We start from the raw sequence: 12,206 nt of genomic DNA on the forward strand, positions 1-12,206 counted from the left end.
CGGCACCGTCTGTTTTGAGGGGAGGGGCTGCGTGGATCTGTCGGGGCGCACGGTGGTGGTCACGGGAGCCGGGCGGGGGCTCGGGAGGGCGTTGGCGCTGCGGGCGGGGCGGCTGGGGGCGCGGGTGTTCGTGTCCGCGCGGGACCTGGGGGCGGCTCGTGGGGTGGCCGATGCGGTTACGGCGGACAGTTCCGCCGCGGCCGATGCGTTCGCATGCGATCTCGCCGATCCGGTCTCCGTCCGGGAGTTCGCCGAGGCGGTCGCTGCCCGTACGGACCGTACCGACGTCCTGGTCAACAACGGCGCCCGCTACCTGGCCTCCCCCGGCCTCGAGGACGCCGGCGACGACGCGATCGGCGACACCATCGCCTCCGGCGCGACCGGCACACTGCTGACGGTCAAGCACTTCCTGCCGCTGCTACGGGCCTCCGCCGCGGCGGACATCGTCAACCTGATCTCCTCCGCCGCGGAACCTCGCGACCACCGCTCCGAGGCCCATCCCGCGTTCTACGCCGCCAAGGCCGCCCAGGCAGGCTTCGCGGACATCCTGTCCCACCGCCTCCGCCCGGAGGGCATCCGCGTCATCTCCCTCTACCCGCCGGACTTCACGGACGGAGACCCGCTCGACCCGTCCTGGGACGAGGCCTCCCGAACGGCGAACGACCCGCTGACCGCCCAGTCGGTCGTCGACTGCGTCCTGTTCGCGATCACTCAGCCCCGGGACTGCTTCGTCCGCTCCTTCCACTTCGAACAGCTGCGGTAGCCTGACCGGCCAGGCGTACGATTCCGAGGTGGTCGCCTACGACGTCTTCCTCGCCGACTGCCCGGCCCGCACCACCCTCGGCCTGATCACCGACACCTGGTCGGTGGTCGTCGTGGTCGCATTGGGGCGTGGCCCCGCCCGCTACACGGAGTTGCGTGACACGGTCGGAGGCATCAGCAAGAAGATGCTGACGCAGACGCTCCACCGGCTCGTCGCCAACGGCCTCGTCGAGCGGCGCGCGCTACGTACCGCCCCACCCGGCACCGAATACCGCCTCACCGAACTCGGCCACAGCCTCCTCGAACCCCTGGCCGCACTGTCCCGCTGGGCGGAGGACAACACCGACGCGCTGCTCGACGCTCAGGCCTCCGCGTAGGGCACCGCCGGGTTCCCCACGGCTTTCTACCGTTCTTCACAGAACCTCGAATTCAACAGGAGGACTGTCATGAAGATCGGTGTACTCGGGGCCGGAATGATGACCGAAGCGCTGGCGGCCGGCTGGATCCGGGCAGGCCACGACGTACTGATCGGCGGCCGCACACCCGACAAGACGGCCGACCTCGCCAAGCGAATCGGCGCCCGGGCGGGCACCCTGCGCGAGGCCGCGGAGTTCGGCGACGTCGTGCTGCTCGCCGTCCGCCTCGAAGGCTTGGAGAAGACGCTGCGGGCGGCCGGCGCGCCGCAAGGCACGCTCGCAGGAAAGACGGTGATCGACTGCGGCAACGCGGTCGACGTATCCGACTTCTCGCAGATCACCTACGAGAACGGCACCTCGATGGCAGAGGAGATAGCCCGCCTGTCGCCCGGCGCCCACGTGGTCAAGGCCTTCAATCAGGCACACGCCTCGGTCTGGCGGATGCAGCCTCCGGCGTTCGACGGCCGGCCGCTCACGGTTCCGATGGCGGGCGACGAGGCCGGCAAGACAGCGGCACGCACCCTGATCACGGACCTCGGCGCGACCCCGCTGGACACCGGCGACCTCACTCAGGCCCGCCACCTGGAGGCCATGGCGATCATCGTGATCCGCCTCCTGTTCTCGGGCCACGACCTGCTGTCGGCCTTCACCTTCACCGGGCCCGCCGAGGCCTCCACCTCGAGTTGATGTCCACGCCACCGGAAACTCCCGGGGAACGGCGCCGGTGTTCCTCCCACAGCCGTACGAGTTGGTCCTCCGGCTGGGCTCCGCCGGTGTCGGCATCTGCCTCTGGCCACGAACGAAGGAGAAGGGAGACGTCGTCGAAGACGGCACGCACCAGGTGGCCGGCGGCGCTGGGATGCTCACCCGTGCATTCTCGCCCCGCGAACATCGCGGTGGAACGTCGGAGGCCGGGCTGTCGCAAGGCGTGCGCCATGCGGCAGCCCGGCCGGGTGATCAGTCCTGGATCTCCACCCAGAACGGGTCGCTGTTGTACAGGATCCGGTCCGCGAAGAGGTACCACCGCAGCAGCCCGCCCGCCGCGCGGTTCTGTTCGCGGGGTACGGCGCGGACCGAGAAGTTGCGGGACGCGGCGCCCTCGTTCGTGACCGCGAAGGGGTACTCGTCGCAGTCGTGGGTGCCGGTGTCGTACGGGGGCAGGCCCCAGGCGTCGCCGTAGGGTTCCCGGCGCTGGCAGGCGCGGTTCTTCCAGTCCTCGTTGGCGCTGTAGACGATCCCCTGGTACGGGACGCGGGTCAGGCCTCTGCCGTCCCGGACGCCCGTGTATTTCCCGGGGATGTCCTTCCGCTCTTCGCCGATCTCGACCGGATAGGTGCGCGTGGGGTCGTCCTGCGCGAATCGGATGTGGCGGGCCACGGCCTCGACCCGGTCGTCGCTCACCTTGTAGATCAGGTGCGGAATGACGTTGTAATTCACGCACGCCTTGGCGTAGTCCACGCCGAAATACGAGAAGTAGTTCGCGGAGTCACAGCGGATCTGCCAGCTGTCGGTGCGCCCTTCGGGCCCCTTGTACTCGTCGTCGTCACCGCCCCCGAAACGGAAGAACCAGTTGTGGTAGAGGACTCGGTCCGCTCCGGTGGCGGCGTCTTCGTGGGAGTAGATGTCCCAGTACAGCCATTCGTCCCTGTAGTCCCAGTCAGACCAGGTGTGTTCGACGCCGCTGCCGCTGCCGTGACAGCGGTCGGGGGTGCCGTCGCAGTCGGAGAGGATGTACATGTGGAGGTCGGGAGCGGTGAACCACCGGTCGAACACGTCCCAGTCGTCGTACGAGACCGAGCCTTCCTCCGCCCGCAGGTAGGTGCGGATTCCGCGCTCGACGCCGCTGCCCACGGCCGCGACGTCGGCGACGAGCGAGTTCGTGCCCTCGTACTCGACCGGGATACCGCGTCCGTCGACCTCCCAGTACTGGAAGCCGATCCGCATCCGGTGGCACCAGGTCCACCGGTTGAACGTGAGTCCGCCGGACTGGTTGGCCCTGTCGCGGCCGAGGCACGTCTCGGCGTCGGGCGTCGGTGTGGTGCTCCATGAGGTGGGTGGCGCCGCCATCCGGGGCGAGGGCGCCCGGACGCCGCTTGATGCGGACCGCAGCGGGACCGCGGAGGTGTCCCCGTAACTCTTGTCGACGGCTCCCGGCGCCTCGGCCAGTTCGGCGTTGGCCCGGTCCTCCGTGAGCGGTTCACTCTTCACGGAGGCTGAGTCGACGACCGTCCAGTCGGATCTGTCGAGAGTTCCATCGGCCTTGTTCGCACGGTACTCGGCGTCGTCCATGACGACCGGCTTCATCAGAAGACGAGGCTCGGTCTTCTCGGTTTCATCCGCTGCCGCACTCGATCCGGCCAGCACGACTGGTAACAGAAGCGCGACCAGCATTGATCCGACGAGACTATTACGCGGGCCAATTCTCTTCGTCCTCATCGCCAACTCATCTCCTTTGACTGGCCGGGATTACGGAGCGGGCGCGAGGGAAACTATCACCGCGCAAGATGGAGACCCCACGCGTATCCATGCGTGTCTGACCTAATGCACCTGATTACCGAGGGACATATTCGTCACATGCCGAAGTACAGCTGAAGAGGAGCGTCAATTGATGGCCGAAACCGCGCGGCAGACCAACGAGACCTGGACCCGCATCGAGAACTGGCTCGCCCACCACGCCCCCCGCATGAGCGCCGCCCTGTGCCCCCCGGCCCCGGAAGCGACCCTCCGCCGCGTCGAGCACCTCACCGGCACGGACCTGCCCCCCGACCTCGCCGCCTGGTGGCGCCGCCGCCACGGCCTGCGCCAACCGTCGGGCCCCGGCGCCCTCTTCCCGGACAGCTGCCACCCGCTCCCCCTGGACGACGCCCTCCGGCACCAGGCGGTCTTCCTCGAAACCCCCCGCCGCATCTGCCCGGACACACTCCTCGACGACCTCGAGGCCTTCCTGGAGCGCTGCGCCCACGACCCCGCCGGCACCACCTACCCGCACGAAGCCACCGCCGTCTGGCTGCCCGCCTGGATCCCCGTCGCCCACGACACCGGCGGCGCGGGCCTGTTCGCCGACCTCCGCCCGGGACCCCGCCGCGGCTGCCTGATCCGCTACTCACGCGACGGACACGCCGCCGAGCCGGCCTGGCCGAGCCTGGCGGCACTGCTCACCCACGTGGCCGACCACCTCGAAGCCGGCGTCCGGACCCCCCTCGGACACTGGACGGTCCCCGGTCCCTGAGTCCCGCCCGGTGATCTCTGCGCAGGACCCGAGGTCAGGGCTCTGTTGCGACAGTCTTGGTGAGACAGTAATACTGTTGCACCATGACGCAGCAGGTGGAGGCCGCCGGCCTGACCGTGGACGAGCTGGCCGCGCGGGCCGGTGTCACCGTGCGGACCATTCGGTTCTACAGCACCCGCGGTCTGCTGCCGCCGCCCGTGATCGGGCCGCGGCGGGTGGGGCGGTACGGGCCCGAGCATCTGCGGCGGCTGGAGCTCATCGAGGAGCTGCAGCATCAGGGGCTGACGCTGGCCGCGATCGAGCGGTACGTACAGCAGCTGCCCGCCGGGCTCAGTCCCGACGATCTGGCGCTGCACCGGGCTCTCGTGGCGACCTGGCAGCCGGATTCCGAGCGGACGATCGCCCGTGCGGAGCTCGAGCGGCGGGCCGGGCGGGAGCTCGGCGAGCAGGATCTCGACCGGCTGGTGGCGATGGACGCGCTGGGCCGTACCGAGGATCCCGACGTCTTCCGGGTCGACGCGGGGCTGCTGCGGCTCGGGGTGCGGCTGCTGGACGTGCCGATCGCGCTGAAGACGATTCTGGCCGCCCGGGACGTGGTGCTCACCCACACCCGGGAGGCGGCGCGGGAGCTCACCCGGCTGTTCCGGGACGAGGTGTGGGAGCCGTACCGCGAGGGCGGGCCGGATCCGGAGCAGGTGGAGACGATGCGGTCGCTGTCCGCCCATATGCAGCCGATGGTCGTGCAGGCCCTCGTGACCGCGTTCCAGCGGTCCATGCGCGAGGAGCTGCGGGCGTCGTTCCCCGCGGACGACGAAACGGCCTGACTACGTCCGCACCCACAGGCAGAACGGGTGCCCCGCCGGGTCGAAGAACACCCGCGTGTCGTCCTGCGGCTGGAACTCCGCGCGCCGGGCGCCGAGTGAGACGGCGTACGCCTCCGCCTCGTCCAGGTCCGTCACCTCGACGTCCAGGTGCATCATCATCTGCTGCTCGCCGTCGGCGGCCGGCCAGACGGGCCGCCGGAAGCGGGGCTCCTCGCTGAAGGAGAGGCCCGGGCCGCCGCCGGGCGGATCGAGTTTCACCCAGTCCGGTTCGTCGGTGGTGATCTCCCAGCCGAGCAGGTCCCGGTAGAACGCGGCAAGAGCCCGGGGATCGGGGCCGTCGAGCACGGTGGCGGTCAGTCTGGTCTGGGGTTTCCCGGTCGTCGCCATGGGTGCGAGTGTGCCATGGGCGTACGGGTGGTCCGTCGGCGTCGTGCCAGTTGTTGTAGCCCTCTTGCCACCCTGTCGCACCAATTGTCATGCTTCCGGAGGGAGATAGGCTTTTCGACGAACGGGGGTACGGGGATGCGCGCGCTGAGAATCCGGGGGCGTCGGTGGGTGCCTCCCCTCCTCGCGGTGGCGCTGGCCGCCGCCGGCCTGCTGGCCCCCTCCGCTCCCGCGTCGGCGGCGACCACCGAACGCGGCGACGACTTCAGCCTGGTCGGCGTCTCCTGGCCCGCCTCCGCCGGCCCGCTGCCGGGTACGCCCCAGGTGCGTACCCGGGACGCGAAGTCCGGTGACTGGTCCGCCTGGCGGACGCTGGAGTCCTCCCCGCAGCAGACCGAGGAGGGTGCGCGGGCCCGCGCCCGCCGTTCGACAGAGCCCCTGTGGGCCGGTCCCTCGACCGCGGCGCAGGCGCGGCTGCGTCATACCGACGGCACGGTGAGCGCCCTCCCCGCGAACGCGCGGCTCGAACTCGTCTCCCCCGGCCCCCAGCCGGCCCGGACGGCGACCCCCTACCTGGAGAGAACACCCCTCGCCGCCTCCGGCGTCCCACAGCCGTCGATCCGCTCGCGCGCGAGCTGGGGCGCCGACGAGTCGCTGCGCCCCGATCCGCCGGAGTACGGCACGAGCGTGAAGGCGTTCTTCGTCCACCACACGGTGGACAGCAACAGCTACTCCTGCTCGGAGGCCCCGGCGATCATCCGCGCCATCTACCGCTACCACGTGCGGACCAACGGCTGGAACGACATCGGCTACAACTTCCTGATCGACAAGTGCGGCCAGATCTACGAGGGCCGCTACGGCGGCATCACCCGCCCCGTGATCGGCGCGCACTCCATGGGCTTCAACACCAACACCGCCGGCGCCGCCGTGATCGGCGACTACTCCAGCGCCGCGGTGCCGGAGAAGGTCACCGCCGCCTTCAGCCGGCTGGCGGCGTGGAAGCTGGGCCTGTCCGGGGTGAAGTCCACGAGCAAGGTGACGCTGACCGCGGGCGTCGACAACGGCACGTACAAGAAGGGCCAGACGGTCAGCCTCTACCGGGTCAGCGCCCATCGCAACGTGTACGCGACCGCCTGCCCGGGGGCCAAGCTGTACGCGAAGGTGGCGACCATCCGGACGTACGCGGCGGACTCGGCGGCCCCCACCTTCACGAAGGGGCCGGACTTCTGGGCCCGCAAGGGCTACGTACAGCCGGACTTCGTGCCCGTCCAGCTCTACTGGAACGCCCACGACGACACGGGCGTCCGCTACACCTCGTCCGTCTCCCCGCGCGCGGAGTCGTTCTCCGGCTCGACGACCTCGTGGAACACCGGGGTGAAACCGGCCGTGTCGACGACATGGACGATGAAGACCGTCGACTGGGTGAACCGGGTGGCGAACGGCTCGAAGACCCGTACCGGGACGATCGTGCAGGAGACGGCGGCGGCCAGGACGGGGACCTGGAAGGTGAAGTCGAGCACCAGCTATCTGGGCGGCAAGTCCCTGACCAGCTCGAGCACCGGGGCGTCGCTCAGCTGGACGTTCACGGGGACGTCCGTCGGCTGGGTGGTCTCGCGGGCCTCCGGCTCGGGGCAGGCCGCGGTGTATCTGGACGGCGTGAAGAAGGCGACGGTCGACCTCAAGTCGTCGGCGGTCGCCTACCGCTACGCGATATGGGCGGCGCACTGGTCGACCGCCGGGACCCACAAGCTGACCATCAAGGTCGTCGGCACCTCGGGCCGCCCGACGATAACGACGGACGGCATCACGGTCGTCCGCTAGCGCAGGGCCCGCGGCCGCCCTCCCCCCGGAGGGCGGCCGCGGACACCGTCACGCGTCGGTGAAGGCCTCGCCCTTCTCCGCCTTGGCCACCAGCAGCGCCGGCGGCTCGAAGCGGGAGCCGTACGTCTGCGCCAGCTCACGCGCGCGGGCGACGAAACCGGGCAGGCCGCCCTCGTAGCCGTTGATGTACTGCAGCACGCCGCCGGTCCACGGCGGGAAGCCGATGCCGAGGATGGAGCCGATGTTGGCGTCCGCGACGGACGTCAGCACGCCCTCCTCCAGCAGCCGCACCGTGTCCAGGGACTCGGAGAAGAGCATCCGCTCCTGCATGTCCTTGAACGGGATCTCGGTGTCCGCCCTGGTGAAGTGCTCGCGCAGCCCCGGCCACAGCCCGGCCCGCCTGCCGTCCGCGTAGTCGTAGAAGCCGGCGCCGCCGCTGCGGCCGGTACGCCCGAACTCGTCGACCATCCGGTCGATGACGGGCTCCGCCGGGTGCACGTCCCAGGTGCCGCCCTCGGCCTCGATCGCCTTGCGGGTCTCGTTGCGGATCTTGCGGGGCAGGGTGAGCGTCAGCTCGTCCATCAGGGAGAGGACCTTCGCCGGGTAGCCGGCCTGGGCCGCCGCCTGCTCGACGGACGCCGGTTCGACGCCCTCGCCGACCATCGCGACGCCCTCGTTGATGAAGTGGCCGATGACGCGGGAGGTGAAGAAGCCGCGCGAGTCGTTGACGACGATCGGCGTCTTGCTGATCTGGCGTACGAGGTCGAAGGCGCGCGCGATGGCCTCGTCGCCGGTCCGGTCGCCCTTGATGATCTCGACGAGGGGCATCTTGTCGACGGGCGAGAAGAAGTGCAGCCCGATGAAGTCGGTCTGCCGCTGCACGCCTTCGGCGAGGACGGTGATCGGCAGGGTGGAGGTGTTGGAGCAGAGCAGCGCGTCGGGGGCGACGACGCCCTCGATCTCCTGGAACACCTTGTGCTTGAGCGCCGGGTCCTCGAAGACGGCCTCGATCACGGCGTCGCAGCCGGCCAGGTCCTGCGGGTCGGCTGTCGGCGTGATCCGGGCGAGCAGCGCGTCGCGCTTGGCCTCGGTGGTACGGCCCCGGGCGAGCGCCTTGTCGAGCAGCGCGACGGAGTACGCCTTGCCCTTGTCGGCGGCCTCCTGCGAGACGTCCTTCAGCATCACGTCGATGCCGGCGCGGGCGCAGGAGTACGCGATGCCGGCGCCCATCATCCCGGCGCCGAGCACGGCGACCTTGGTGACCTTGCGCGGTTCGACGCCGTCGGGGCGGCTGCGGCCGGCGTTGACGGCGTTCAGGTCGAAGAAGAACGCCTGGATCATGTTCTTCGCGGTCTGGCCGGTGACCAGCTCGGTGAAGTAGCGGGCCTCGATGACCTGCGCGGTCTCGAAGTCGACCTGGGAGCCCTCGACGGCCGCGGCGAGGATGTTGCGCGGGGCCGGGTAGGGGGCGCCGTTGGTCTGCTTCTTGAGGTTCGCGGGGAACGCCGGGAGGTTGGCGGCGAACTTGGGGTGGGCGGGCGTGCCGCCGGGGATGCGGTAGCCGGGGACGTCCCACGGCTGCTTGGACTCGGGGTGGGCGTCGACGAAGGCGAGCGCCTTGGCCCGCAGGTCGCCGGCGTCGGCGGCCAGCTCGTCGACCAGGCCGTTGTCGAGGGCGCGCTTCGGGTTGTACTGGGTGCCCTGGAGGAGCACCTTCAGCAGGGCGTCGGTGATGCCCAGCATCCGCACGGTACGGGTGACGCCGCCGCCGGCCGGGAGGAGGCCGAGAGTGACCTCGGGGAGGCCGATCTTGTAGCTGCCGGCGTCAAGGGCGACGCGGTGGTGGGAGGCCAGGGCGATCTCGTAGCCGCCGCCGAGGGCGGCGCCGTTGATCGCGGCGACGACGGGGACGCCGAGGGTCTCGATGCGGCGCAGGGCGCGCTTGACGCGCATGCCGGTGGCGAAGACGTCGGCCGCGTCGTCGGGCGTGGCCTTGATCATGTCCTTCAGGTCGCCGCCGGCGAAGAAGGTCTTCTTGGCGGAGGCGTAGATCACGCCGCGCGGGGTCTCGGCCTCGAGGCGGTCGGCGGCGGCCTCGAGGGAGGCGATGAAGTCGGCGTTCATGGTGTTCGCCGACTGGTTGGGGTCGTCCAGGACGAGGGTGACCACACCGTTGTCGTCCTGTTCCCAGCGGATGGTGTTCGTAAAGCTCATGCTGTTCGGCTCCGTATGCGAGATCCGTCGGGAAGGGACGTCAGATGCGTTCGACGATCGTGGCGATGCCCATGCCGCCGCCCACGCAGAGCGTGGCGAGGCCGTAGCGCTGGTCGCGGCGCTCCAGTTCGTCGACGAGGGTGCCGAGGATCATGCCGCCGGTGGCGCCGAGGGGGTGGCCCAGGGCAATGGCGCCGCCGTTGACGTTGATCTTGTCGAGGGACAGGCCCATGTCGCGGGCGAAGCGCAGGACGACGGCGGCGAAGGCCTCGTTGATCTCGACGAGGTCGATGTCGTCGATGGTCAGTCCGGCCTTGGCGAGGGCCTTGCGGGCGGCAGGGGCGGGGCCGGTGAGCATGATGAGCGGCTCGGAGCCGGAGACGGCGGCCGAGACGATGCGGGCGCGGGGGGTGAGGCCGTAGCGGTCGCCGACCTCCTTGGAGCCGACGGCGACGAGGGAGGCGCCGTCGACGATGCCGGAGGAGTTGCCGGCGTGGTGGACGTGGTCGATCTTCTCGACCCAGTGGTACTTCTGCAGCGCCACGGCGTCAAAGCCGCCCAGGTCGCCGATGTCGGCGAAAGAGGGCTTGAGCTTGGCCAGGGAGTCGGCGGTGGTGCCGGGGCGCATGTGCTCGTCGTGGTCGAGGACGGTAAGGCCGCTGCGGTCCTTGACGGGGACGACGGAGCGGGCGAAGCGGCCGTCCTTCCAGGCCTCGGCGGCGCGCTCCTGGGACATGGCGGCGTACTCGTCGACGTCGCGGCGGGTGAAGCCCTCGATGGTGGCGATGAGGTCGGCGCCGATGCCCTGGGGGGCGAAGCCGGTCTCGTAGTTGGTCATCGGGTCGGCGAACCAGGCGCCGCCGTCGGAGGCCATCGGCACCCGGGACATGGACTCGACGCCGCCGGCGAGGATCAGGTCCTCCCAGCCGGAGCGGACCTTGGCGGCGGCCAGGTTGACGGCCTCCAGACCGGACGCGCAGAAGCGGTTCTCCTGGACGCCGGCGACGGTGTCGGGCAGTCCGGCGGCGATGGCCGCGATCCGGGCGATGTCCGAGCCCTGGTCGCCGACGGGGCCGACGACGCCGAGGACGATGTCGTCGATGGCGGCGGGGTCGAGGTCGGGGAAGCGGGCCCGGATCTCGTGGATCAGGCCGACGACCAGGTCGATCGGCTTGGTGCCGTGCAGGGCGCCGTTGGCCTTGCCGCGGCCGCGCGGGGTGCGGATCGCGTCGTATACGTACGCTTCGGTGGTCACGATGGGTGTGCCTCTCGGGGTGAGGGTTCAGGCGAGCAGGGAGCGGCCGATGATCTCTTTCATGATCTCGGTGGTGCCGCCGTAGATGGTCTGGATACGGCCGTCGGTGAAGGCACGGGCCACCGGGAACTCCGCCATGTAGCCGTAGCCGCCGTGCAGTTGGAGGCAGCGGTCGGCGACGCGTTTCTGGAGTTCAGTGGCCCACCACTTGGCCATCGAGGCGTGGACCGCGTCGAGTTCGCCGCGGTCGTGGTCCTCGACGCAGCGGTCGACGAACGTGCGCGTGACGGCGCACTCGGTGGCCATCTCGGCGATCTCGAAGCGGATGTGCTGGAACGTGGCGATCGGGCGGCCGAACGCCTCGCGGTCCTTGACGTACTGCGTGGTGATCTCGAGGAGGTTCTCGGCGGCGGCGATGCCGGACACGGCGATGGTGAGGCGTTCCTGGGGAAGGTTGGTGACCAGGTGCAGGAACGCGCCGTTGAGCTCGCCGAGGAGGTTGTCCTTGGGCACCTTGACGTCGTTGAAGAACAGTTCGGCGGTGTCCTGGGCGTGCTGGCCGATCTTCTCCAGGTTGCGGCCGCGTTCGAAGCCTTCCATGCCGCGTTCGACGACGAGCAGGCTGAGGCCGCGGGAGCCGCCCTCGGGGGTGGTCCTGGCGACGACGATCACCAGGTCGGCGAGGATGCCGTTGGAGATGAAGGTCTTGGCGCCGTTCAGCAGGTAGTGGTCGCCCTTGTCCTCGGCGGACGTGCGGATGCCCTGGAGGTCGGAGCCGGCGCCCGGTTCGGTCATGGCGACGGCGGTGATGATCTCGCCGCTGCAGAAGCCGGGCAGCCAGCGCCGCTTCTGCTCGTCGGTGGCCAGGTTGGTGAGGTACGGGCCGATCACGTCGTTGTGCAGGCCGACGGCGAGGCCGGAGGCGCCGGCGCGGGTGAACTCCTCGGCCAGCACCACCCCGTAGCGGAAGTCGGGCGTTCCGCCGCCGCCGTACTCCTCGGGGACGGCGAGGCCCAGCAGGCCCTGGCGGCCGGCGGCCAGCCACGCCTCGCGGGAGACGATGCCGGCCTCGTTCCACCGGTCGTAGTGCGGGACGACCTCCTTGGCCAGGAAGGTCCGGACGGTCGCGCGGAACGCCTCGTGCTCGGGGGCGAAGAGGGTGCGCTTCACTGCGGGGCCTCCTGGGGGTCGGGCCGGTCGGTGGGGACGCCCCAGTCGCGGGCCACCCCGGCCGCGTCGGCGCCGGGGCGGGCCGGGGGGCGGCGCAGGGTGCCGGGGGTGCGGGAGAGGCGGGGGGCGGG

The 12,206-nt window shown here is 70.4% G+C and carries 11 protein-coding genes; 6 read left to right on the top strand and 5 right to left on the bottom strand.

Annotation, left to right across the window (positions count from 1 at the left end; translation table 11 throughout):
* Positions 1-31 precede the first annotated feature (31 nt).
* From SRB5_RS03435 to SRB5_RS03445, 3 genes are all read left to right on the top strand, one after another.
* The gene (locus SRB5_RS03435) at positions 32-763 is read left to right on the top strand and encodes an SDR family oxidoreductase (RefSeq protein ID WP_323376944.1); all 732 of its coding nucleotides are present in this window, start codon (positions 32-34) and stop codon (positions 761-763) included.
* A 28-nt stretch (positions 764-791) separates the two neighbouring features.
* Positions 792-1,139 (top strand): winged helix-turn-helix transcriptional regulator, encoded by a 348-nt coding sequence (locus SRB5_RS03440; RefSeq protein ID WP_323376945.1) that lies wholly within the window; start codon positions 792-794, stop codon positions 1,137-1,139.
* Between the two features lie 69 nt (positions 1,140-1,208).
* Positions 1,209-1,865 carry an NADPH-dependent F420 reductase gene (locus tag SRB5_RS03445; RefSeq protein ID WP_153449815.1) on the top strand — a complete coding sequence of 219 codons (657 nt, stop codon included), beginning with the start codon at positions 1,209-1,211 and terminating at the stop codon, positions 1,863-1,865.
* 270 nt (positions 1,866-2,135) lie between these two features.
* Here SRB5_RS03445 and SRB5_RS03450 read toward each other — a convergent pair whose 3' ends face one another.
* Positions 2,136-3,482: a NucA/NucB deoxyribonuclease domain-containing protein gene (locus tag SRB5_RS03450; protein ID WP_153449816.1), complete on the bottom strand. Its 1,347-nt coding sequence runs from the start codon at positions 3,480-3,482 to the stop codon at positions 2,136-2,138.
* A gap of 304 nt (positions 3,483-3,786) precedes the next feature.
* On the opposite strand from SRB5_RS03450, the gene SRB5_RS03455 reads away from it, so the two are divergent.
* Together SRB5_RS03455 and SRB5_RS03460 are read left to right on the top strand one after the other, a co-directional pair.
* The gene (locus SRB5_RS03455) at positions 3,787-4,407 is read left to right on the top strand and encodes an SMI1/KNR4 family protein (RefSeq protein ID WP_153449817.1); all 621 of its coding nucleotides are present in this window, start codon (positions 3,787-3,789) and stop codon (positions 4,405-4,407) included.
* Positions 4,408-4,490: 83 nt separating this feature from the next.
* Positions 4,491-5,231 carry a MerR family transcriptional regulator gene (locus SRB5_RS03460; RefSeq protein WP_153449818.1) on the top strand — a complete coding sequence of 247 codons (741 nt, stop codon included), beginning with the start codon at positions 4,491-4,493 and terminating at the stop codon, positions 5,229-5,231.
* Here the strand turns inward: SRB5_RS03460 and SRB5_RS03465 are convergent, their stop codons facing one another.
* Positions 5,232-5,618: a VOC family protein gene (locus tag SRB5_RS03465; protein ID WP_153449819.1), complete on the bottom strand. Its 387-nt coding sequence runs from the start codon at positions 5,616-5,618 to the stop codon at positions 5,232-5,234.
* A gap of 168 nt (positions 5,619-5,786) precedes the next feature.
* Between SRB5_RS03465 and SRB5_RS03470 the strand changes: the two genes are divergently transcribed.
* Entirely contained in the window at positions 5,787-7,436 is a 1,650-nt protein-coding gene (locus SRB5_RS03470; RefSeq protein WP_323376946.1) for an N-acetylmuramoyl-L-alanine amidase, read from the top strand.
* Positions 7,437-7,484: 48 nt separating this feature from the next.
* Here SRB5_RS03470 and SRB5_RS03475 read toward each other — a convergent pair whose 3' ends face one another.
* Genes SRB5_RS03475 through SRB5_RS03485 form a run of 3 tightly spaced genes read right to left on the bottom strand, consistent with a single transcriptional unit; the run spans position 7,485 to position 12,075 of the window.
* Entirely contained in the window at positions 7,485-9,650 is a 2,166-nt protein-coding gene (locus SRB5_RS03475; RefSeq protein WP_153449821.1) for a 3-hydroxyacyl-CoA dehydrogenase NAD-binding domain-containing protein, read from the bottom strand.
* 40 nt (positions 9,651-9,690) lie between these two features.
* Positions 9,691-10,905 carry an acetyl-CoA C-acetyltransferase gene (locus tag SRB5_RS03480; protein ID WP_323376947.1) on the bottom strand — a complete coding sequence of 405 codons (1,215 nt, stop codon included), beginning with the start codon at positions 10,903-10,905 and terminating at the stop codon, positions 9,691-9,693.
* A 27-nt stretch (positions 10,906-10,932) separates the two neighbouring features.
* On the bottom strand, positions 10,933-12,075 hold the full coding sequence (locus tag SRB5_RS03485) for an acyl-CoA dehydrogenase family protein (RefSeq protein WP_323376948.1): 1,143 nt from the start codon (positions 12,073-12,075) through the stop codon (positions 10,933-10,935).
* Positions 12,076-12,206 lie beyond the last annotated feature (131 nt).

The organism is Streptomyces smaragdinus (genome assembly GCF_009604385.1).
In the GTDB taxonomy this organism is placed as follows: Bacteria; Actinomycetota; Actinomycetes; order Streptomycetales; family Streptomycetaceae; genus Streptomyces; species Streptomyces smaragdinus.

Coding starts and splice junctions, on each gene's coding strand:
- SRB5_RS03445 (WP_153449815.1), top strand. CDS start 1,209: ATGAAGATCGGTGTACTCGGGGCCGGAATGATGACCGAAGCGCTGGCG.
- SRB5_RS03450 (WP_153449816.1), bottom strand. CDS start 3,482: ATGAAGCCGGTCGTCATGGACGACGCCGAGTACCGTGCGAACAAGGCC.
- SRB5_RS03455 (WP_153449817.1), top strand. CDS start 3,787: ATGGCCGAAACCGCGCGGCAGACCAACGAGACCTGGACCCGCATCGAG.
- SRB5_RS03460 (WP_153449818.1), top strand. CDS start 4,491: ATGACGCAGCAGGTGGAGGCCGCCGGCCTGACCGTGGACGAGCTGGCC.
- SRB5_RS03465 (WP_153449819.1), bottom strand. CDS start 5,618: ATGGCGACGACCGGGAAACCCCAGACCAGACTGACCGCCACCGTGCTC.
- SRB5_RS03475 (WP_153449821.1), bottom strand. CDS start 9,650: ATGAGCTTTACGAACACCATCCGCTGGGAACAGGACGACAACGGTGTG.